The 21,307-nt window shown below is 72.2% G+C and carries 18 protein-coding genes; 15 read left to right on the top strand and 3 right to left on the bottom strand.

Translation table 11 applies throughout. The features are described 5' to 3' along the window. Positions 1 to 71: 71 nt before the first annotated feature. From CKO43_RS06930 to CKO43_RS06865, 14 genes are all read left to right on the top strand, one after another. A complete protein-coding gene (locus tag CKO43_RS06930; RefSeq protein ID WP_200378246.1) occupies positions 72 to 1,031 on the top strand; it encodes an EpsD family peptidyl-prolyl cis-trans isomerase in 960 nt (319 codons plus the stop codon). A 109-nt stretch (positions 1,032 to 1,140) separates the two neighbouring features. Further along, positions 1,141 to 1,881, top strand: coding sequence for a polysaccharide export protein EpsE (epsE, locus tag CKO43_RS06925; protein WP_200378245.1), 741 nt, complete (start codon positions 1,141 to 1,143; stop codon positions 1,879 to 1,881). A gap of 19 nt (positions 1,882 to 1,900) precedes the next feature. Next, positions 1,901 to 3,325 carry a chain length determinant protein EpsF gene (gene epsF, locus CKO43_RS06920; protein WP_200231753.1) on the top strand — a complete coding sequence of 475 codons (1,425 nt, stop codon included), beginning with the start codon at positions 1,901 to 1,903 and terminating at the stop codon, positions 3,323 to 3,325. Between the two features lie 2 nt (positions 3,326 to 3,327). Next, on the top strand, positions 3,328 to 4,263 hold the full coding sequence (locus tag CKO43_RS06915; protein ID WP_200378244.1) for a polysaccharide biosynthesis tyrosine autokinase: 936 nt from the start codon (positions 3,328 to 3,330) through the stop codon (positions 4,261 to 4,263). A gap of 7 nt (positions 4,264 to 4,270) precedes the next feature. Beyond that, positions 4,271 to 5,134, top strand: coding sequence for an exosortase B (gene xrtB, locus CKO43_RS06910; protein WP_346014500.1), 864 nt, complete (start codon positions 4,271 to 4,273; stop codon positions 5,132 to 5,134). Further along, positions 5,131 to 5,805 carry an exosortase-associated protein EpsI, B-type gene (gene epsI, locus CKO43_RS06905; protein WP_200231756.1) on the top strand — a complete coding sequence of 225 codons (675 nt, stop codon included), beginning with the start codon at positions 5,131 to 5,133 and terminating at the stop codon, positions 5,803 to 5,805. Before xrtB ends, epsI begins: the two co-directional genes overlap by 4 nt. Before the next feature lie 34 nt (positions 5,806 to 5,839). Beyond that, positions 5,840 to 6,670: a glycosyltransferase family 2 protein gene (locus tag CKO43_RS06900; RefSeq protein ID WP_200378243.1), complete on the top strand. Its 831-nt coding sequence runs from the start codon at positions 5,840 to 5,842 to the stop codon at positions 6,668 to 6,670. Next, the gene (locus tag CKO43_RS06895) at positions 6,667 to 7,887 is read left to right on the top strand and encodes a glycosyltransferase (protein ID WP_200231758.1); all 1,221 of its coding nucleotides are present in this window, start codon (positions 6,667 to 6,669) and stop codon (positions 7,885 to 7,887) included. Before CKO43_RS06900 ends, CKO43_RS06895 begins: the two co-directional genes overlap by 4 nt. A 65-nt stretch (positions 7,888 to 7,952) precedes the next feature. After that, positions 7,953 to 9,206: a glycosyltransferase gene (locus tag CKO43_RS06890; RefSeq protein WP_200378242.1), complete on the top strand. Its 1,254-nt coding sequence runs from the start codon at positions 7,953 to 7,955 to the stop codon at positions 9,204 to 9,206. Positions 9,207 to 9,274: 68 nt separating this feature from the next. Beyond that, a complete protein-coding gene (locus CKO43_RS06885; protein WP_200378241.1) occupies positions 9,275 to 10,549 on the top strand; it encodes a hypothetical protein in 1,275 nt (424 codons plus the stop codon). After that, on the top strand, positions 10,546 to 11,400 hold the full coding sequence (locus CKO43_RS06880; RefSeq protein ID WP_200378240.1) for a glycosyltransferase: 855 nt from the start codon (positions 10,546 to 10,548) through the stop codon (positions 11,398 to 11,400). The genes CKO43_RS06885 and CKO43_RS06880 overlap by 4 nt, the downstream gene beginning before the upstream one ends. Continuing rightward, positions 11,397 to 12,560, top strand: a complete 1,164-nt coding sequence (locus CKO43_RS06875; protein WP_200378239.1) for a glycosyltransferase family 4 protein — start codon at positions 11,397 to 11,399, stop codon at positions 12,558 to 12,560. Before CKO43_RS06880 ends, CKO43_RS06875 begins: the two co-directional genes overlap by 4 nt. Next, positions 12,557 to 13,606, top strand: coding sequence for a cellulase family glycosylhydrolase (locus tag CKO43_RS06870; protein ID WP_200378238.1), 1,050 nt, complete (start codon positions 12,557 to 12,559; stop codon positions 13,604 to 13,606). The genes CKO43_RS06875 and CKO43_RS06870 overlap by 4 nt, the downstream gene beginning before the upstream one ends. After that, entirely contained in the window at positions 13,603 to 14,754 is a 1,152-nt protein-coding gene (locus CKO43_RS06865; protein ID WP_242481082.1) for a DUF1972 domain-containing protein, read from the top strand. The genes CKO43_RS06870 and CKO43_RS06865 overlap by 4 nt, the downstream gene beginning before the upstream one ends. A 15-nt stretch (positions 14,755 to 14,769) precedes the next feature. On the opposite strand, the gene CKO43_RS06860 is transcribed toward CKO43_RS06865, so the two are convergent. Next, on the bottom strand, positions 14,770 to 15,597 hold the full coding sequence (locus CKO43_RS06860; RefSeq protein WP_200231765.1) for a beta-1,6-N-acetylglucosaminyltransferase: 828 nt from the start codon (positions 15,595 to 15,597) through the stop codon (positions 14,770 to 14,772). 152 nt (positions 15,598 to 15,749) lie between these two features. Then, the gene (locus tag CKO43_RS06855) at positions 15,750 to 18,959 is read right to left on the bottom strand and encodes a carbohydrate-binding domain-containing protein (RefSeq protein WP_200378236.1); all 3,210 of its coding nucleotides are present in this window, start codon (positions 18,957 to 18,959) and stop codon (positions 15,750 to 15,752) included. A 316-nt stretch (positions 18,960 to 19,275) separates the two neighbouring features. Here CKO43_RS06855 and CKO43_RS06850 point away from each other — a divergent pair, with 316 nt between their 5' ends. Further along, positions 19,276 to 20,604 (top strand): UDP-glucose dehydrogenase family protein, encoded by a 1,329-nt coding sequence (locus tag CKO43_RS06850; RefSeq protein WP_200231767.1) that lies wholly within the window; start codon positions 19,276 to 19,278, stop codon positions 20,602 to 20,604. Positions 20,605 to 20,642: 38 nt separating this feature from the next. Here the strand turns inward: CKO43_RS06850 and CKO43_RS06845 are convergent. Further along, positions 20,643 to 21,307: cupin domain-containing protein (locus tag CKO43_RS06845; protein ID WP_200378235.1), on the bottom strand; the 665-nt coding region annotated here is incomplete at its 5' end.

Here is a 21,307-nt window from a genome sequence, read left to right as displayed (position 1 = left end):
CGAACCGGCACCGGACCCCGCGTGGCGGCTTAATTCGTGCAAATGATCAGCAGACAACCGGGAATCACGCTATGCATCTGAAGACGACCGGGGGCACGAATCCGAGACCCCGTCTGGCCGCGACGACCCTGGTGCTGGCGGTCGTCATCGTGGCCGGCTGTGGCGGCAGCCGGGAGTCCGCGAGCCAGACGGCGGCACGCGTCAACAAGGACGACATCACCGTCCACCAGATCAACTTCGTGCTGCAGCAGCAGCGTGGCGTGCAGCCCGGACAGGCCGAGGTCGTCGGCCGGCAGATCCTGGAACGACTGATCGACCAGCAGCTGGCGCTGCAGAAGGCCGACGACCTGAAGCTCGACCGCGACCCCAAGGTCGTGCAGCAGCTGGAGAGTGCGCGCCGGGACGTGCTGGCGCGCGCCTATCTCGAGAAGATCAGCGAGGGCGTGCCCCGGCCGACGCCGCAGGAGATCCACCGCTACTACGAGGACGAGCCGGCGCTGTTCCGCGAGCGCCGCGTCTACAGCCTGCAGGAGCTGGTGATCGAGGCCAGCCCCGAGCAGGCGGGCGAACTGAAGGCGCGCCTGAACCGCGACCCTTCGCTGCCGAACTTCGTCGAGCACCTGAAGCAGGTGGGCTTGCGCTACACCGGCAGCCAGGTGGTCCGGGGGGCGGAACAGCTGCCGCTGGCCAACGTGAAGGCGTTCGCGCGCATGCAGCCGGGCAGTCTGCTGACGCAGACGGTCCCCGCCGGACTGCAGGTCATCGCGATCGTCGACGCCCGTGATCAGCCGGTCGACGAGAAGAGCGCCGGCCCGGCCATCGAGCAGTTCATCCTCAACGACCGCAAGCGCAGCATCGTCGAGGACAACCTGAAGGCGATGCGCGCGCAGGCGAGCATCGAGTACGTCGGCAAGTTCGCCAAGGACGCTCCCGCCGCGGCAGCGCCGGCGTCGGCTCCGGCTCCTGCGCCCGCGGCTTCGGCCGACGCGCTCGACGCCTCCGCGATCGGCAAGGGACTGGGGATCAAGTGATGCTGAAGCCGCTTCTTCGAGTGCTGAACATCCTCGCCGTCGTGCTGCTGGCCGTCGGCGGCAGCGCGGCGCTGGCGCCGCGCCGGCGGCGGCGCCGAACACGCCCGCCGTGGCGTCGGCGGCGGGCGACTACCGGCTCGGCGCCGGCGACGTGGTGCGCATCCTGGTCTACCAAAACCCCGATCTGACGCTGGAGACCCGGGTCACGGAGTCGGGCGTGATCTCGTATCCGCTGATCGGCAGCCTGCGCATCGGCGGCCAGACCGTCGCCGCGGCCGAGAAGCTGATCGCCGACGCGCTGCGCAACGGCAACTTCGTGCGCCAGCCGCAGGTGACGATCGTCGTGCTGCAGGTGCGGGGCAACCAGGCGAGCGTGCTCGGCCACGTCAACCGTCCCGGGCGTTACGCGCTGGAGGTGGCCGGCATGCGGCTCACCGACCTGCTGGCGCTGGCCGGCGGCGTCTCGACGGGCGGCGCCGACATCATCGTCGTCAGCGGCCTGCGCGAGGGCCGGCCGTTCCGCGCCGAGATCGACCTGCCGACGTTGTTCGCCGAAGGCGGGCGCGAGCGCGACCTGCGCATCGTCGACGGCGACACGATCTGGGTCGACCGGCAGAGCGTGGTCTACATCTACGGCGAGGTGCAGCGGCCCGGGGCCCTGCGCCTGGAGCGCGACATGACGCTGATGCAGGCGCTGGCGACCGGCGGCGGCCTGACGCAGCGCGGGACCGAACGTGGCATCCGCGTGCACCGGCGAGGTGCCGACGGGGCGGTGCAGGTCTTGCAACCGAAGATGGACGATCGTGTGCAGGACGGCGACGTCGTCTACGTGCGCGAGAGCCTGTTCTGAGCCGCCCGGGAGGTACAGGATGACTTTGGGACAGTTCCTCGCGATCATCCGTGCGCGCTGGCTGCTCGCCGCCGCCTTGCTCGCGGTGGCGGTCGTCGTCACCGCCGGGGTGAGCCTGTCGATGCCCAAGACCTACACCGCGACTTCCAGCGTGGTGATGGACTTCAAGCCCGACCCGGTGTCGGCCATCGCCTATGGCGGCATGGTGCCGCCGGCGATGGTGGCGACGCAGATCGACGTGCTGCGCAGCGACCGCGTCGCCCAGCGCGTGGTGCGCAACCTGAAGTTCGCCGACGACCCGCAGGTGCGCGCGCAATGGGTCGAGGCCACCGGCGGCCGCGGCACGCTCGAGCAGTGGCTCGCCGGCGTGTTCCAGCGCCAGATGGAGGTGCTGCCGGCGCGCGAGAGCAGTGTCATCAGCATCACCTACTCGGCTGCGGACCCGCGTTTCGCCGCGGCGCTGGCCAACGCCTTCGCCGACGCCTACATCCAGACGACGCTGGAACTGCGCGTCGACCCCGCCCGCCAGTACGCCGGCTTCTTCGACGTGCGCGCCAAGGAGGCGCGCGAGACCCTCGAGAAGGCGCAGGCGCGGCTGTCGGCCTTCCAGCGCGAGCACGGGATCATCGCCACCGACGAACGCCTGGACATCGAGAACGCACGCCTGAACGAGCTGTCCTCGCAGCTGGTCGCGGTGCAGTCGCTGACCGCCGACAGCGGCAGCCGCTACGCGCAGGCGCGCGGCAACCAGTCCGACCGGATGCAGGAGGTGCTGGCCAACCCCGTCATCGCCGGGCTGAAGTCGGACGTCAACCGCGCCGAAGCGCGGCTGAAGGAGCTGACGACGCGTCTGGGCGACGCCAACCCGCAGGTCGTCGAGGCGCGCGCCAACATCGGCGAGCTGCGGGCGCGCATGGACGCCGAGACGCGCCGCGTGACGGCCGGCATCGGCGTCAGCGACACGATCAACCGCGAGCGCGAGACCCGCATCCGCGCCGAGCTGGACGCGCAGCGCGCCAAGATGCTGCAGATGAAGGCGATGCGCGACGAGGGCTCGGTCATCGTGCGCGACGTCGAGAACGCGCAGCGCACCTACGACACGATCATCACGCGGCAGAACCAGAGCACGCTCGAGAGCCAGGCGCCGCAGAGCAACGTGCACCTGCTGACGCAGGCCGTCGCGCCGCTGTCGCCGTCGTCGCCGCGCGTGCTGCTGAACACCGTGGTCGCCGCGCTCGCCGGCGCCTTGCTGGCCATCGGCGCGGTGCTGGTCGCCGAGCTGCGCGACCGCCGCGTGCGCGCCCCGGCCGACGTTGCCGTCGCCCTGGGCCTGCCGGTGATCGGGCTGCTTCCGAAGCCGGGTTCGGGCCGGCGTCAGCGCCAGCGCAACCTGGCGATGTCCCAGCGTCTGCTGGCTGTGTTGCCGGGTCGAAAGGGAGCCTGAGGATGGCGAAGTTCCGCGATTCCGCCGTCGAGGACCTGCCGTTCGCGTCCTTGTCGGCAGCAGCCGGCGCCGAGGCGCCCGAGGTCGATGTCGACGAGGTCGTGCACGACCGCGCCATCGGCGAGCTGATGCGCGAGTCGTGCCAGCTGCCGCCGGAAGCGGTGGAGCGCACGCTGGCCTACCAGCGCCAGCACGGCGTGCGTTTCGGCGAGGCCGCGGTGGCGCTCGGGCTGGTGACGCGCGACGACGTGCTGTATGCGCTGTCGCGCCAGTTCCACTACCCGGTCGCACCGCAGGACGAGCGCCGGCTGGGCTCGGAGCTGGTGGTGCTCAACGAACCGTTCAGCCCGCAGTCGGAGTCGTTCCGGGCGCTGCGCAGCCAGCTGCTGATGCGCCTGTTCAACGACGCCGAGCCGCGGCGGGCGCTGGCGGTGATCAGCCCCGACGCCGGCGACGGCAAGACCTACACCGCGGCCAACGTCGCGGTGGCGCTGGCGCAGCTGGGCGGGCGCACGCTGCTGATCGACGCCGATCTGCGCGGCCCGCGCCAGCACGAGCTGTTCAAGCTCGAGAACCGCGCCGGCCTGTCGGGAATCCTGTCCGGGCGCAGCGACAGCCACGTCATCAAGCAGATCCCCGGCGTCTCCAGCCTGTTCGTGCTGCCGGTGGGCGCGACGCCGCCGAACCCGCTCGAGCTCGTCGAACGCCCGGCCTTCGGCCTGCTGATGCGCGAGCTGACGGCGAAGTTCGACCACGTCGTCGTCGACACGCCGGCGGCGGTGCACGGCGCCGACGCCTCGGTGATCGCCGGGCGCTGCGGCGCGGCGCTGCTGATCGCGCGCCAGCATCGCGCCCGTGTCGACGACCTCAGCGACCTGGCCGGCGCCATCGTCGGCAGCGCGGTGCGCATGGTCGGCATCGTCGTCAATGAGTACTGAGGTCCACGTGGCACCCGTCGGTGCCGGCCGCCTCGGCGCGCCGGGGCTGTGGATGCTGGCCGGCCTGGCGCTGCTGCTCGTGCCCAGCTGGACGATGCTGGCGCAGCACGTCTGGCTGAGCGACGAGCAGGGCCACGGGCCGATCATCCTCGGCGTCACGATGTGGCTGGCGTGGACGCGCCGGCAGCAACTGCTGGAGCTGCCGCAACGGCCGGCGCCGCTCGCGGGCTGGGCGCTGCTGGCGGCGGGGCTGATGCTCTACGTCGTCGGGCGTTCGCAGTCGGTCGACACGATCGAGGTCCTGGCGCACCTGCCCATCCTCGCCGCCGCGCTGCTGCTCACGCGCGGGCTGGCCGGCCTGCGCTGGGGGCTGTTCTTCCTGTTCTTCCTGCTGTTCATGGTGCCGCTGCCGGGCATCCTGGTCACGGCGATCACGTCGCCGCTGAAGCAGGCGGTGTCCAGCGTCGCCGAGTACCTGCTGTACCAGGCGGGCTACCCGGTCGCCCGCTCCGGCGTGATCCTCTACGTCGGCCAGTTCCAGCTGCTCGTCGCCGACGCCTGCGCCGGGCTGAACTCGATGTTCACGCTCGAGGCGCTGGGGCTGCTGTACATGAACCTGGTGAACCACCAGTCGCTGCGCCGCAACGTGCTGCTGGCGCTGCTGATCATCCCGATCTCCTTCGTCGCCAACGTCACGCGCGTGATCGTGCTGGTGCTCGTGACCTATCACTTCGGCGACGGCGCCGGCCAGGGCTTCGCGCACGGTTTTGCCGGCATGACGCTGTTCCTGGTGGCGCTGGTGCTGATCCTGGCGACCGACTCGCTGATCGGCCGCTTCATGCCGCAGCGCCCGCCCCGGAGGCCGGCGTGAAGCGGCGCGCGCTGCTGTTCGCGGGGCTGTGCGCCGGCGCTGCGGCGTCGGCGCTGGCGCTGCGGCCGCGCCAGCGGGCCTCGCTGGAGCTGATGCCGGTGCACCTGGAGCAGCAGGTGCCGCAGGCGTTCTCGGGCTGGACGATAGACCCGGCCGTGGTGCCGGTGCTGCCCGACCCGTCGCTGCGGGCGACGCTGGAGCGCACCTATTCGCAGGTGCTGGCGCGCACCTACGTCGACCGCGAGGGCCGGCGCCTGATGCTTTCCATCGCCTACGGCGAAGACCAGGCCACCGACGCCACCGCCGTGCACCGCCCCGAGTTCTGCTATTCGGCCCAGGGCTTCGCGGTGCGCACGCTCGGCGAGGACCGGCTCGCGCTGGCCCAGCACGCGATCAAGGTGCGTCGCCTGGTCGCCCGGCTCGGGCCGCGCATGGAGCCCATCACCTACTGGGTGACGATGAACGACCGCACGATCCTGCCCGGCGTCGAGCGCAAGCTGAGCCAGATCCGGCTCGGCCTGTCGGGGCTGATCCCCGACGGCATGCTGGTGCGCAGTTCCACCGTTGGCCTGGAAGTGCCGGCGAGTTTCCGGCTCCAGGACAGCTTCCTGACCGCGATGGAACAGGCGATGCCGGCACCGGTCGGCGCGCGCTATTTCGGCCACGCCTGATCGCCCGTCCGAGCCGCGCCGGGACCCCAACGTGATGCACCCAGACCCCGAAGCCGTCTCCGTCGTCGTGCCTTACGGCAAGCGCGACGGCGACATCGAGCGCTGCGTGCGCTCGGCGCTGGCGCAGGGCCACGCGCCGCAGCAGGTGCTGGTCGTCGCCAACCACGCGGTCGACGCCGGCGAGGCGCGCTCGCGCCTGGGGAGCATCGCCGACGACCCGCGCTTGCGCATCGTCGACGGCAGCGCCTGCCGCAACGCCAACCAGGCGCGCAACCTCGGCGCGCGGCTGGCGGCGACGCCGTGGATCGCGCTGCTCGACTCCGACGACTGGTGGGACCCGCAGCATCTGCAACAGGCCTTGGACGTCGCGCGTGCGCAGCGCGCCGACATGGTCTACGGCTCGATCCGCGTGCACGGCCCGGCCGACAGCATCGTGCTCGAAGCCTGCCACTTCCGCCGCCTGGGCACGCCCGAGAACTACCTGCTGTCCTACCTGCCGGCGCAGACCAGCAGCTACGTCTTCCGGCGCGAGCTCGTCGAGCGCCAGCCCTGGGCCGAGCACCTGCGCCGGCATCAGGACTACGAGTGGTTCGCGCGCGTGGCGCAGCATTTCGTGCTCGCCGCGGCGCCGGTGCCGACGGTGCACGTCGAATGGCTCGACGAGCGCCGCCACAAGTACCACCGCGACTGCTGGAACGTCGTCGGCGCCTGGCGCGGCGTGGTCGACTACGCCAACTTCCGCCGTCACCACCGCGCGCTGCTGCGCTCGGCGATCCGCTCGCGCGACGGCTTCTCGCTGCCGCTGGCGCTGTGGTACCTGCTCGACCCGCTGCGCCCGCGCCGCGCCTTCCGGGGGCGGGCATGACGGCCGCGCGCAAGGTGGTGTTCCTGCGCCAGCAGTTGCTGCCGGTGTCGGAGACCTTCGTGCGTGCGCAGGCCGGCAGCCTGTCGCGCTGGCGCGCCAGCCTCGTCGGCCTGGCGCGCACGACGCCGTCGCTGGACCTGTCGGCTGTCGAGCACCGCAGCCTGTTCGGCGCGCCGGCCGGCCCGCTGCGGGCCCGGCTCGCCCGGCTGGCGGCACGCACCGGGCTCGACCAGGCCTGGCTCGCCCAGGTGCTGCGGCGCGAGCGTGCCGACGTGCTGCACGTGCACTTCGGCGTCGACCTGGTCCGCCTGTGGCCGGCCCTGCGCCACTTCAGCTGTCCGATCGTCGTCACGCTGCACGGTTACGACATCCAGGTCGACACCGCCTGGTGGGACCGCGGCACCGGCGGTGCCGACCTGATCGGTTATCACGCCCGGCTGGCCGAGATCGCGCGCCGGCCGAACGTGCACATCGTCGCGGTGTCGCAGGCCATCCGGCGGCGCGCGCTGGCGGTCGGGCTGCCCGATGCCCGCCTGCGCGTGCAGCACATCGGCATCGACGTGCGCGCCTTCGACCCGGCGCCGCTGCCGGCCGCGCAGCGCCCGCCGCGTGTGCTGTTCGTCGGCCGGCTGGCCGAGAAGAAAGGGCTGCCGCTGCTGCTGCAGGCCGCCGCGCGTGCGCGCCAGGGGCTGGCGGCGCTGCAGCTGCGCGTCGTCGGCGACGGCGAGGGCCGTGATCGCTACCAGGCGCTCGCGGCCGAGCTCGGGCTGGACTGCCACTTCACCGGCGCGCTCGACGCCGCCGGAGTGCGCACCGAACTCGCCGCGGCGCGCCTGCTGTGCCTGCCCAGCATCACCGCCGGCAACGGCGACGCCGAGGGCCTGGGCATGGTGCTGCTGGAGGCGCAGTGCGCCGGCGTGCCGGTGCTGACCTCGGCGCGTGCGGGCATCGAGGAAGGCATGCTCGACGGCGTCACCGGCTGCGCCTTCGACGAAGGCGACGTCGAGCGCCTGGCCACCTTGCTGCACGAACTGCTGCCCGACGGCGCCCGGCTCGACCGCATGGCCGCTGCCGCCCGGCGCTACGTGCGCGAGCACCATGAGCTCGGCGCCTGCTGTGCCGAACTCGAGCGCTTCTACGACGGCCTCGTCGACGGCCGGCAGGCGCCGGCCGCCACCGCTGGCTGGGTCTCGCCGCCGCGCGGCGCCGGGTCCTGAGCCGCCGTGCCGATGCCCTCGCTTCCCGTGCGCCGTGCCGCCCGCCACCTGCCGGTGCCGCTGCGATGAAGGTCGCCCTGGTCAGCAGCTTCGACCTCGACGGCGGCGCCGCGCGTGCGGCCTACCGGCTGCTCGACGCGATCGTGCGCGCCGGCGTCGACGCCCGGCTGTTCGTGCAGGTGCGCAGCGCCGGCGACGTGCGCGTCGACGGCCCCTCGGGCGGTGTCGCCCGGATCTGGGCGCGGCTGCGCCCGCACCTGGACCATCTGCCGGCGCGCCGGACCGGGGCCACGCTCGGTGCCTTCTCGGTCAACTGGCTGCCGGCGGGCATCGCCGGCCGGCTCGCGGCGTTCGCGCCCGACCTCGTGCACTGGCACGGCCTGCACGCGGGCTTCGCCTCGGTGCGCGAGATCGAGCGCCTGGGGCGTCCGGCGGTCTGGACCGCCCACGACATGTGGCCCTTCACCGGCGGCTGCCACTACGACGAAGGCTGCGGCGGCTTCGAGACCCGGGGCTGCTCGCCGTGCCCGCAGCAGCACGCGCGCCCGGCGGCGCCGCTGGCGGCGCGGCGCCTGCACGCCAAGGTGCAGGCGGCGCAGCGTGGCCGCCTGGCCTTCGTCACGCCCAGCCGCTGGCTGGCCGATGTCGCCGCGCGCAGCCCGGTGGCGCGCGAGCGCCCGGTGCACGTGATTCCCAACGGGCTCGATCTCGAACGGTTCCGCCCGATCGACCGCACCGCGGCGCGCGCGCTGTTCGGCCTGCCGGCAGAGCGCGTCGTGCTGCTGTTCGGCGCGGTGCACGCGACCTCCGACCGGCGCAAGGGCTACGACCTGCTCGACGCCGCGCTCGCGCGGCTGCAGGGTTCGCCGTGGCGCGACCGGGTCGTGCTGGCGGTCTACGGCGGCGCTCGCGGCCGCAGCTCGGTGCATGGCGTCCCGGCCTACGGCGTCGGCCAGCTGCACGACGAGGAGTCGCTGATCGCGCTGTATTCGGCCGCCGATGTCTTCGTCGCGCCCAGCCGGCAGGACAACCTGCCGAACACGGTGCTCGAGGCCACCGCCTGCGCGCTGCCGACGGTCGGCTTCGCCACCGGCGGCATCCCGGACCTGGTCGAGGACGGCGTCACCGGCTGGCTGGCGCAGACGGTCGATGCCGACGCGCTGTACGCGGCACTCGAACGTGCGCTGCAGGACCCGGCGCGGCGCGCGGCGGCCGGGCAGGCGGCGCGCGCCCGGGCGGTCGAGCGCTTCTCCGACGCCGCGTCGGCGCTGGAACACCGGCGTCTGTACGCGCAGCTGATCGAGCAGGCCCGGCGATGAGCCCTCAGGACTTGTCCGGGGCTCATTCCCGCCTGGCGGGACCGGCCGACAGGACTAAGGGTGATCCAGTGAGCGCGGTCTTCGAGCCGGTGGCGAGCCCGCGCGCCGGGCACTGGATGCTGACCGACGTCTGCCTCGCCGCGGCGCTGGCTTTCGCCTTCTTCGTCGCCCACGACGCGCTGCTGGGCCTGAACCTGATGCAGTCCGGGCTCAAGCACCTGGTCGGCGTCGCGATGGCCTGCGCCTGCACGCTGTGCGTCGTCGGCGACGGCATCGTGCGTGGCCGCGGGCGGCCGGCGATCGCGGGGCTGCGGCTGGCCTGGCTGCCGCTGGCGCTGCTGGCGCTGCTGATCATCGCCGGCAGCCTCTACGCCCGCACCCAGCTCGACATCCAGAACACCTTCCTGATCGTCGGCCTCTACACCGCGATCGGGTTCGGCTTCGTGCTGGTGCTGCGGGGCCACAACACGCTGCGCATCGTCGGCTGGGTGCTGGCGCTCGCGGCGGTGTTTGGCGTGCTCGTCGCGGCCGAGACGCTGGGCGCGCGCCTGGCCAACCCGCACGTGCGCGACACCGTGATCCACGAGCGCGAGTTCATCGTCGTGCCGCTGCTCTATCCGATCCTGTTCGTCTGGCGGGCGCCGCGGCTGCTGCGTGCCGCCGCCTTTGTGCTGATCCTCGGCGGCACCGTCGCCGCGCTGAAGAACACGCCGACGCTGGTGCTGGCGCTGACGCTGCTGATGATCGGCTGGCGGCTGCGTTCGGTCATCCCGAGCACGAACAACTCGGTCAAACGGGCGCTGGTGCTGTACCTGCTGTTCCTGGCGCTGCTGGCGCTGGCCGTGGCCTACGGCCTGTACGTGTCGCAGGTGCGCGACGTGACACCCGTCGGCAACGTCGACTTCCGCCAGCACCAGTACCGCGTCGCCTGGCAGGAGTTCCTGGCCTCGCCGCTGATCGGCACCCTGTTCACCGGCTCGACCGGCATCTACTTCGACCTCTGGGTCGACCCGGTGCTCGGCGCCGGCGCGCTGCCGACGCACAGCGACGTGCTCGACTTCCTGCGTGCCGGCGGCTTGCTGGCGGGGGCGCTGTGGGCGCTGCCGCTCGTCTGGGTCTGGTCGCGCAGCATCGCGGTCCTCTGGCGCGCCGGGCGCCGCGACGCCTGGACGCGCGAGCTCGACCTGCTGGCCTGGCTGCTGCTGGCCAGCGTCGGCAGCGTCGTCGTCTACACCTTCAACCCGCTGCTCGCGAAGACGGCGCTGGCGACGCTGGTCTGGGTCTTCTTCGCGCTGCTCACGGCCATGAGCTACTTCATCGCGCCCGCGCGCAGCCGACCATGAATCCAGCCTTTTCCGTCGCCACCGCGGTGCGCAACGGCATGCCGTTGATCCGCGCCTGCGTCGCCTCGGTGGCGGCCCAGCCCGAGCTGCGCGAGCACCTGGTGCAGGACGCCTGCTCGAGCGACGGCACCGCGGCCTGGTGCGCAGGCCAGCCCGGGCTCGCGCTGCGCAGCGAGCGCGACAGCGGCATGTACGACGCGATCAACCGCGCTTGGAGCCGCTCCGGCGGCGCCTACCTGTCGTGGCTGAACGCCGACGAGCAGTACCTGCCGGGCGCGCTGGCAGCGGTGCAGGCGGCGTTCGAGCGCGACCCCGGCATCGACGCGGTGTTCGGCGACGCGATCATCGTCGGCCCCGACGGGCGCCCGCTCGCCTTCCGCCGCGAGCCGCCGCCGCGTGCGTTCTACATCCGCAACAGCTTCCTCTACCTCTATTCCTGCACGCTGTTCTATCGCCGCCGGCTCTGGGACGAGGGGCTGCTGCGGCTGGACACGCGCCTGCGCTACGCCGCCGACATGGACCTGATGCTGCGCCTGCTCGACGCCGGCTGCCGCTTCGCCCGGGTCGACCTGCCGCTGGCCAGCTACATGGCCACCGGCGCCAACCTCAGCATGCACAGCGGCATGGCCGAAGAGACCCGCCTGCTGCAGCGCCGCCACGGCGCCCTGCGCTGGGGGCCGGCACGGGCGCTGGCGCGCGTCCCGCGCTGGATCGAGCGCTGGAGCATCGGCGGCTTCGCGTCGCGCAGCGGCGTGCTGCGCCAGTTCGACCCCGACGCGGTGGCGCGCGAATGGCGCTTCGAGCGTCTGGGCACGCGCTACTCCGTCTTCGATCCGTCGCTGGGCACATGAAGCTGCTCTTCGTGCACGCCGGCGCCGAGCTCTACGGAGCCGACCGCATCCTGCTGGAACTGGTCGGTGGCCTGCTGCAGGCCGGCCACGAATGCCGCGTCGTGCTGCCGGGCGACGGGCCGCTGCGGCCGGCGCTCGAAGGCGTCGGCGCCGTCGTCGGGCTGCACAACCTGGGTGTGCTGCGCCGGCGCTACTTCACGCCGGCCGGGCTGCTCAACCGTGCGCTGCGACTGAAGCGCGCGGTGGCCTTCATCTCGGGGCTGATCCGCGACCACGGCATCGAGGTCGTGCACACCAACACCACCGCGGTCTTCGCCGGTGCGCTGGCGGCGCGGCGCTGCGGCGTGCCGCACGTCTGGCACGTGCACGAGATCACGACCCGGCCGCACTGGTACGCGGCGCTGGTCGCGCGGCTGCTGGAGCGCTGGTCGCAGCAGGTCGTGACGGTCTCGGACGCGACCCGGCGTCACCTGTGCGCGCTCAACCCGGCGCTGGTCGCGAAGACCGCCACCGTCTACAACGGCATCGACCCGGCGCGTGCCGTCGGCGGCGTGCGTGGCCGGGTGCGCGAGAGCCACGGCTGGCCGGCCGACGCCATCGTCGTCGGCATGATCGGCCGCATCAACTGGTGGAAGGGGCAGGGCACGCTGGTCGACAGCGCGGCGGTGCTGCTGGCGCGGCGCGACGACCTGCGCTTCCTGCTCGTCGGCGGCGTGTTCGCCGGCGAGGAGGCGCTGCGCGAGCAGCTGCTGGCCCAGGTCGGCGCGCTCGGCCCGCGTGCGGCCTGCGTCGCGGTCGAGGACTTCCGGCCCGACATCGCCGACGTGCTCGCCGACATCGACGTCTTCGTGCTGCCGTCGATCGAGCCCGACCCCTTCCCCACCGTCGTGCTCGAGGCGATGGCCGCGTCCAAGCCCATCGTCGCCTTCGGTCATGGCGGCGTCGTCGAGATGGTCGATGGCGGCCGCGCCGGGCTGCTGTGCCCGCCGGTGTCGGCCCAGGCCCTGGCGCAGGCGATCGAAACCCTGGCCGACTCGGCCGACGAGCGCCGCCGCCTCGGCGGGCTGGCCCGCCAGCGCGTCGGCGAACGTTTCACGCAGCGCGCCTTCCTGGATGCGTTCGCACGCGTCTACCGCGAGTCGCTGGAGGCGCGGCCGTGATCGCGCGCCGCGCTGTGCTCGCCGGGGCCGCCGGTTCGGCGCTCGCCGCCACGCTGCCGGCGCAGGCTGCCTGTCCCGGGGCCGGCGGGCCGGCCGTCACCGGCCGCGGTTTCCACCTCGGCGAGGTGTTCAACCGGCCGGCGCGCGACTTCGTCGACATGGCCGCCGCCGGCGCCGACCTCGTGCGCCTGGGCATCGCGCTGCGCCCGACGCCGGACGGCGAGGCCTACGAATGGCCGGCGCGAGGTGTCGACGAGCTGATGCGCACGCTGCAGCTGGCCGGCGACCAGCGCATGAAGGTCATCCCGGTGCTGCGGCCGTCGCCGGACCCGCGCTCGCCGCTGTGGCGGCGCGAATCGCTGCAGCGCAGCCTGGTGGCGCTGTGGCGGGAGCTGGCGACGCGCTTGCGCGGCCAGGCGGCGCTGGCGGCGCTGGACCTGGTCAACGAGGCCCATCCTTCGGGGCGGGACTTCGCCGAGAAGGAGCGGCTGTGGGCGGCGCTGGCGATGCAGCTGATCGCGGCGGTGCGTGCCGTCGACCCGCGTTTCGACATCGTCTACGAACCGTCGCCGGGCGCGCGCCCGATGGCCTTCCGCACCGTCGAGGCGCTGCCGGTCGAGCGTGTGATCTACAGCGTGCACTTCTACGAGCCTTTCGAGTTCAGCCACCAGGACAGCGGCGACCCGCGCTTTGTCGGCGCCGTCGACTATCCCGGCGAGGTGCCGGGCCAGGGCCGCTACGACGCCGCGCGGCTGCGCGCCGATCTGGAGCCGGTGCGGGCCTTCCAACGCCGCAGCGGCGCGCCGATCTACGTTGGCGAGTTCGGCGCGGTGCGCTGGGCGCCGCCCGGTGCACGCGAGCGTTACCTTGCCGACCTGATCGCCCTGTTCCAGGAGTACCGCTGGAGCTGGACCTACCACGCGTTCCGCGAATGGCAGGGCTGGGACGCCGAGGTCGGCGCGGGCCGCCAGGAGCGCCGGCGCTCGGCCGATGAGCCGGCCTGGCGGCTGCTGCGGCGCGCGCTTGCCGAATGCCCGACCCGATGATGACCTCACCTCCGAACGCGCCGACGCTGCGCATCCTGGGCACGCGTGGCGTGCCGGCCCGCCACGGCGGCTTCGAGACCTTCGCCGAACAGCTGGCGCTGCACCTGGTGCGCCGCGGCTGGCGTGTCGTCGTCTATTGCCAGCAGGACGGCCGCGGCCCGGTGGCGGTCGACGAGTGGCGCGGCATCGAGCGCGTGCACGTGCCGGTCGCGCGCGGCGGCGCCGCCGGCACCGTCGTCTTCGACTGGCATGCGACACGCCATGCCGCGCGCCACCCCGACCTGTGCCTGACGCTGGGCTACAACACCGCGGTCTTCAGCCTGCTGCTGCGCCGCAGCGGCGTGCCCAACGTGACGAACATGGACGGCATCGAGTGGGCGCGCGCCAAGTGGGGGCCGGTCGCGAAGGCGTGGTTCCGGCTCAACGAGTGGGCCGGCTGCTGGCTCTCGGACCACCTCGTGGCCGACCACCCGGAGATCAAGGTCCATCTGCGGCGCTGGGCCGCTGCCGAGCGCATCACGATGATTCCCTACGGCGCCGATCGTGTCGTCGCGCCGCCGCTGCAGGCGCTGGCGCCTTACGGCCTGGTGCCGGGGCGCTACCTGACCGTCGTCGCGCGGCCCGAGCCCGAGAACTCGATCCTCGAGATCGTGCGTGGTTTTTCCGCGCGGCCGCGCGGCCTGCGCCTGGTCGTGCTCGGGCGCTACGACGCCGGCCATCCGTACCACGACGCGGTCCGTGCCGCCGCCGGGCCCGAGGTCGACTTCGTCGGCGCGATCTACGACCCGCCGGTGGTGCAGGCGCTGCGCGCGCACGCGCTGGCCTACGTGCACGGTCACCAGGTCGGCGGCACCAACCCGTCGCTGGTCGAGGCGCTGGGCGCCGGCAACGCCGTGCTGGCGCACGACAACCGCTTCAACCGCTGGGTCTGCGCCGAAGGCGCGCTGTACTTCGACGGTGCCGACGCTTTTTCCGCCCAGCTCGAACGGCTGCTGGCCGAACCCGGGCTCGCCGCGCTGCTGGCCGGGCGCAACACCGAGCGCTTCGAGGCCGGTTTCACCTGGGAGGCCATCCTCGGTGCCTACGAGGCGCTGCTGCTGCAGTGGCAGCCCCGGCCGCGCGTGGCGGCCGTGCCCGAGGCGCGCTAGGGCTGGCGCCGGCGCTCAGCCGCGGGCGACGCCGGCGTAGTGCTCCAGCAGGCCGGCGTCGACCGCCAGGTCCATCTTGCGCGCGACGAAGACCTCGCGCGCGTCGAGCAGCGGGATGTCGGCGCGTGTGTAGACGCGCGGCCGGTGCGTCGACGGGTCGAAGTCGGCGCAGAACAGCGCCGGGCGCAGCTCGTGCTCGATCGCCATGTTCGAGACGATGGACTGGAAGAACACCTCGTCGCTGCACAGCGTCGTCGACAGGAAACGCGAGAAGCCGGGGTTCGTGTCGGCGTAGCGCAGCACGTAGGCGACGGTCGAGTGGCGCAGGCACCACCAGTTGGAGCCGCCGTAAGGCCACAGCGACAGCCCCTTGACGAAGTTGCGCTTGGGCAGGCGCCAGGCGATCTTGTTGCCCAGCCGGTGCAGCAGGCTGTCGGCGTGGCGCTCGAAGTAGAAGCGCTCCAGCCGGTCCAGGCGCTTGGCCAGGATGTCGCGCGGCAGCGGGTAGCAGTTCAGGCGGTCGTGGCCCGGGTCCAGGCGCTCGAACAGCCAGTCCAGCGGCTTGATCGGGAAACACTGGCCGGACAGCAGGAAGTAGTGGTCGTAGCCGCGCTCGAACGCGGCGCGCAGCAGGATCAGCGTCGCGCGCACCTGCGAAAAGCCGGCGTGATAGACGGGGATGCGCGGCACCAGCTGCGCGTCGGCGAGCAGCGGCGACGGGTCTTCGCTGCACTTCGCATCCAGGTGCAGCCAGACCTCGCTGCGTGCGCTGTGCAGCGCGCGCGCGAGCAGCGCGAGCTGGGCCACGTTGGTGTGCGCCTGAACCAAGAACGCGATCTTCACCGCTGTGCCTCCCGAGGTCCGCGCTGACGGTCGCATCGAGGGTAGCAAGCGGCGGCGGCGGCGGGAAATGTCCCCGCGCCACGGCGGTCCGGGAGCAGAAGAAAGGCCGCCTCAGGGGCGGCCTCGGTTGCGATTGCGGGGCTAAGCCGCGTTCAGCGTTTCCACTCGGAATCCAGGCGTACGAACAGCCGGCTGTCGCCCGCGTTCACGGTCGCCGGCAGCGCGACCGGCGTACCGTCGGGGCCGCCGACGCTGCAGCCGGCGGGCCAGCCCAGGGCGGCGCAGTCGACCGTCAGTGCCGTCGTGCCGGCGCTGATCAGGCGGCGCCAGTCCGCCGCTTGCGAGAAGCGGTAGCCAAGCACGGCCCGCAGCGACACGTTGTCGAAGGCGATCGGGGTGTAGGCGGTCGCGACCTGGATGTTCACCTGCGCGTTGGCCGTCGTCTTCGCGGTGAAGAAGGCCTCGTAGTTGGTCACCTGGCCGGTGCTGCCGCTGCGCGACGCGTTGGCCTTGTAGCCGCTGGCGTCCATCATCGAGTCCCAGGGCGAGACCGTGCGCGCGATGAAGGGCTCGCCCACCGTGCCGGCGGCCTCGTAGACCGCGGTGTAGCGGTACTGGTAGAGCGTGCCGGCGGTGAGCGCAACCGCCGGGCTCGACAGCATGTCGCCGAGCTTGGCCGGCTTGAGCTCGACGCAGCCGCTGCTGCAGCCGGTCAGCGAGGCCAGCCAGCGCGCGCTGCCGCGCGGCGAACTCGCGGTGAAGTAGGTCGTCCACGGCGACAGCGACGCGCTGAAGTCGCCGCCGGAGAGCAGGTTCGGCCCGAACTCGAAGGTCGACATCGCGAAGATCACCGGCATCTGCGCCGGGGCGTCGGTGGACGCGAGCGCGAGCCAGGCTTCGGCGCTGATCAGGCGCTCGCCCGACGCGTCCTTCAGCCGCGCGAAGTTGCCGGTGTTGCCGTTGTGCTCGAGGTAGCGGTTGGCGCTGAAGATGTTGGCGCCGCTGGTCAGCGTGGCCGTGCCGACGAGCGAGTTGTTCACCTGCACGAACTGCGTCTGCGTCGTCACCGGCTGCGCCGGGAAGCTGCCGCTGGAGGTCGTGGTGCGCACGAACTCGTTGCCCGAGACGGTGTTGCCCGTCATGTAGTCGTAGTCGGTCTGGTCCATCGACGCGGTCAGGCCCGAGCGCGTCGTCAGCCACACGCGGTTGTCGCTGACGGCGGTCTGGCTGACGTTGTGCAGGAAGATGCCGATCGGCACCGTCGCGATCGTGTTGTCGCGGATGGTCCCGCCCTGCGAGTAGTCGTCGAGGTAGACCGCGGCGACCACGTGGTCGGGGCTGCCGAGGGCGCCGTTGGCGTTGGTACGGCCGTCCAGGACCTGGTTCTTCTCGACGGTCCACGACTGGTTCGTCGTCTTGCGCGAGGCCTTGGGGCCGTTCCAGCTGTAGATCGCGCCGCAGTCGGCGAAACGCAGGCAGTAGGTCTGGACCGAGTTGCTGCGCACGACGCTGCCGCCGGTGCCGGAGAAGCGGATCGCCGACTGCGCGCTGCTCGCGACCGTGCTGCGCTGGACCGAGCCCGAGGCGCCGATGGCGATGCCGGCCAGCGAGTTGCCGACGTTGCCGGCCATGCCGGTGTCCTTGACGCTGGTGTCGAGCACGTCGGTGCGGTCCTGGTGCGTCGCGTCGATGCCGTTGACCCAGTTGGCGTCGACGTAGGCGGCGCTGATCGTGCTGCGCGCGGTGCTGGTGATCGCGGGGTCGAAGATCGCCAGCGCGATGCCGCTGCGGCCGTTGCGCGTGGCGCGCACCCGGTCCATCACGACGCCGGGCACGTCGGTGACGGCAAAGCCGTCGGCGGCCGACATCGTCGCCTCGAGGTCGCGTACGACGATGCCGGTGCGGCCCGAGATCTTGACCACGGTGCTGCGCGCGGCGCCCTCGACGGCATAGCCGTTGAGGTTGGCCTGCTGGTCGGCGTCGGCGCCGACGACGGACACGCGGTTGTTCGTGGTGTCGTGGAAGAACTCGCCGCCGGCGTCGAGCATCCAGGGCTTGTCCTGCAGGAGGTAGCCGACGCCGGCGCCCAGCGTGTTGGTCGTCGACGCGCTGAAGGTCACGCGGCCGCCCGAGTAGGCGGCGACGGTCGCCGTCTCGGCCTGCCACGGCAGGCTGCGCAGCGCGACGGTGGCGCCGACGAGGTCGTTGGAGCCGACCGCGGCGGCGCCGGCGGCCGAGATCACCAGCGCGCTGCGCGTGCTCGGCGAGGTGGCATCGGCCAGGTCGTATTCGGTCGCGGCGCCGGCATAGTTGGGCCACTGCGCGGTGCGGTAGACGGTGCTGCCGACGGTCAGGCGCGTGATCTTGGGCGTGCCCGCCGCCACCGAGCGCGACCAGACGTTGCCCGAACGGGTCCAGCCGCCGCTCAGCGCGACCGCGCCCGAGACCACGGCCTTGGTGCTCGTGCATTCGCTGCCGTAGCCGGCGACGGTCGAGCCGTTGACGAGTTGCGACTCCGACAGCACCAGCGGCTCGCGCCAGGTCTGCCCGCAGCGCAGGAAGATGCCCTGGCCGGTGCTCAGGCGGATGCCGGCGAGCTTGGCGAGCGTCTTCCAGGGCGCTGATTCGCTGTTGCCGGCGTTGGCGTCGTTGCCGGCCGTCGCGTCGACGTAGAAGCCGCCGCTCGTGCTGGCCGGCGCGGAGGCCGAGTCGACGACGAAGCGCAGCGCGCCGTTCCAGAACATGCCCGACTGCCCGGGGCGCACGTCCACGCCGTCGAATGCGGCGTTGCCGCTGCCGACGTCGTACTGGGCCGCGGTCGCGGCGAGGGTCTTGCCGTCGACGGTGATCGACTCCACGAACGCGTTGCGGTCGACCTTGCCGGAGCTGCCGTCGTTGGTATAGGCGATGTCCACGCGCGTGCCGGCGCTCACCGTCGGCACCGTGTAGACGTAGTCCTGGTAAGCGGTCGAGCGCACCTCGGTGGTGGCGATGGTCTGGCCGCCGGCGATGATCTTCAGCATCGACCCGACGCCGCCGAGCAGCACGCCGCTGGCGCGCACCACCAGCGTGCTCGTCGCCGCGGCGCTGCCGAGTGGCGTCGTCGGGGTGGCGGCGGCCGTCGGGCCGGTGCTTGGGTCGGGCGTGATGTCGGCCGTGGTGTCCGGGGTCGCGGCGACGATGTCGCCGGTGACGGCGCCAGGGGTCGGCGTCGTCGCGACAGGGGGTGTCGGGTCGGTCGCGGTGTCGGCGGCATTCGTCTCGCCGCCACCCCCGCCGCCGCAGCCTGTGACGGCGAGCAGCACGATGGGCAGGAGCAGCCCCGCGGGCAGGGTGCGGGTCTTGAGGTTCAGGCGGTTCATGCGGGTCTCGTGGAACGGCGGCGGCGGGGAGTCGTCGAGTGCGACGGACCGGCTGCGAGCGGCGCACGAAAGCCCTGGGCGGGCGATGCGTCCCGTCCTGCGTCTTGGATTCGTGTCGTCCGGCCGGTGCCGGTGCGGATGCCCTGTCATCGGCCACCGCCTCGGGCGCTAACGCCGACGTTCGTAAACTTGCGTAACGTCAATTGGCCGGTCCGCTGTCCCTTGCGCGCGAGGGTGCGCGCGCCCGGTCCGGAAGACGGCGGCGGCTACACTCAGCCGGTCGGCGGCCGCCAGGCCGCGTCACCGGAGAAGATGTTTGAAAGTCACCGTCGTCGGAACCGGCTACGTCGGCCTCGTCACAGGCGCCTGCCTGTCCGAGATGGGCAATCACGTCGTCTGCCTCGACGTCGACGAGCGCAAGATCCGCATCCTCAACGACGGCGGCATCCCGATCCACGAGCCCGGGCTCGAAGAGATCGTGCGCCGCAACGTCGCCGCCGGCCGGCTGCAGTTCACGACCGACATCGCGGCCGCCGTGGCCCACGGCACGATCCAGTTCATCGGTGTCGGCACGCCGCCCGACGAGGACGGCTCGGCCGACCTGCAGTACGTGCTGGCCGCTGCGACCAACATCGGCCGCCACATGACCGACTACAAGGTCATCGTCGACAAGAGCACGGTGCCGGTGGGCACCGCCGCCAAGGTGCGCGACGCGGTGCGTGCGGCGCTCGCCGCGCGCGGCCTGGAGATGGACTTCGCGGTCGTCTCCAACCCCGAGTTCCTGAAGGAAGGCGCGGCGGTCGAGGACTGCATGCGCCCGGACCGCATCGTCGTCGGCGCCGACGACGACCGTGCGGTGCTGCTGATGCGTGCGCTGTACACGCCGTTCATGCGCAACCACGACCGGCTGCTGGTGATGGACGTGCCCAGTGCCGAGTTCACCAAGTACGCCGCGAACGCGATGCTGGCCACGCGCATCAGCTTCATGAACGAACTCGCGCGCCTGGCCGAGAAGGTCGGCGCCGACATCGAGAGCGTGCGCAAGGGCATCGGCAGCGACCCGCGCATCGGCACCCACTTCCTCTACGCCGGCACCGGCTACGGCGGCAGCTGCTTCCCGAAGGACGTGAAGGCGCTGATCCACACCGGACGCGAGAACGGCGTCGAGCTCGGCGTGCTGCAGGCGGTCGAGGACGCCAACGACCGCCAGAAGCTGCTGCTGGTCGACAAGATCGTCGCGCGTTTCGGCGCCGACCTCGCCGGCCGCCGCTTCGCGCTCTGGGGCCTGGCCTTCAAGCCCAACACCGACGACATGCGCGAAGCGCCCAGCCGCGTCATCGTCGACGCGCTGCTGGCGCGCGGCGCCAGCCTGCGTGCCTACGACCCGGTGGCGATGGACGAGGCGCGCCGCGTGATGGGCGGCGCCGCCGGCCTGGAGTTCGTCGCCAGCCAGGGCGAGGCGCTGGCCGGTGCCGATGCGCTGGTCGTGATCACCGAGTGGAAAGAATTCCGCAACCCGGACTTCGAGGCGATGAAGGCGGCGCTGAAGCAGCCCGTCGTCTTCGACGGCCGCAACCTCTACGACCCGGCCTACATGAAGACGCTGGGTTTCGAGTACCGCGCGATCGGCCGCATCGGCGCCTGAGCGCCGGAGAACCCCGGCTCGTGCCGGGCCGCCCGCCCTCAAGATCCGAGGCGGCCGTAGGTGTCCTCGAAGCGCACGATGTCGTCTTCGCCGAGGTAGCTGCCGGACTGCACCTCGATGATCTCCAGCGGCAGCTTGCCGGGGTTGCGCAGCCGGTGGGTCTCGCCCAGCGGGATGTAGGTGCTCTGGTTCTCGGTGACGAGCAGCACCTTGTCGCCCACCGTCACCTCGGCGGTGCCGCTGACGACGATCCAGTGCTCGGCGCGGTGGTGGTGCATCTGCAGGCTGAGGGACGCACCGGGTTTGACCAGGATGCGCTTGACCTGGTGCCGCGGCCCCGAGTCGATGCTGTCGTACCAGCCCCAGGGCCGGTGCACCTTGCGGTGCAGCGTGTGCTCGTCGCGCTTCTGGCTGCCCAGCTGGGCGACGATCTGCTTGACCTCCTGGCTGCGCGAGCGGTCGGCCACCAGCACCGCGTCGGCGGTCTCGACGATGACGACGTCGTCCAGGCCGACGGCGCCGACGAGCCGGCTGGTCGCGTGCACCAGCGTGCCGCGGCTGTCGCGCACGATCGCATCGCCGACGGCGGCGTTGCCGTGTTCGTCCTTGGCCGCCACCTGCCACACCGCTTCCCAGGCGCCCAGGTCGCTCCAGCCGGCGTCCAGCGCCACCATGCGGATCGCCTGGCCGCTGCCCGGGCACT

Origin of the sequence: Rubrivivax gelatinosus (assembly GCF_016583785.1) — a bacterium.
Classification (GTDB): Bacteria; Pseudomonadota; Gammaproteobacteria; order Burkholderiales; family Burkholderiaceae_C; genus Rubrivivax; species Rubrivivax gelatinosus_B.
The sequence above is the reverse complement of the archived record's forward strand: the minus strand, read 5'-3'. Positions and strand labels throughout refer to the sequence as shown.

Coding starts and splice junctions, on each gene's coding strand:
- CKO43_RS06930 (WP_200378246.1), top strand. CDS start 72: ATGCATCTGAAGACGACCGGGGGCACGAATCCGAGACCCCGTCTGGCC.
- epsF (WP_200231753.1), top strand. CDS start 1,901: ATGACTTTGGGACAGTTCCTCGCGATCATCCGTGCGCGCTGGCTGCTC.
- CKO43_RS06915 (WP_200378244.1), top strand. CDS start 3,328: ATGGCGAAGTTCCGCGATTCCGCCGTCGAGGACCTGCCGTTCGCGTCC.
- CKO43_RS06900 (WP_200378243.1), top strand. CDS start 5,840: ATGCACCCAGACCCCGAAGCCGTCTCCGTCGTCGTGCCTTACGGCAAG.
- CKO43_RS06895 (WP_200231758.1), top strand. CDS start 6,667: ATGACGGCCGCGCGCAAGGTGGTGTTCCTGCGCCAGCAGTTGCTGCCG.
- CKO43_RS06890 (WP_200378242.1), top strand. CDS start 7,953: ATGAAGGTCGCCCTGGTCAGCAGCTTCGACCTCGACGGCGGCGCCGCG.
- CKO43_RS06880 (WP_200378240.1), top strand. CDS start 10,546: ATGAATCCAGCCTTTTCCGTCGCCACCGCGGTGCGCAACGGCATGCCG.
- CKO43_RS06875 (WP_200378239.1), top strand. CDS start 11,397: ATGAAGCTGCTCTTCGTGCACGCCGGCGCCGAGCTCTACGGAGCCGAC.
- CKO43_RS06865 (WP_242481082.1), top strand. CDS start 13,603: ATGATGACCTCACCTCCGAACGCGCCGACGCTGCGCATCCTGGGCACG.
- CKO43_RS06855 (WP_200378236.1), bottom strand. CDS start 18,959: ATGAACCGCCTGAACCTCAAGACCCGCACCCTGCCCGCGGGGCTGCTC.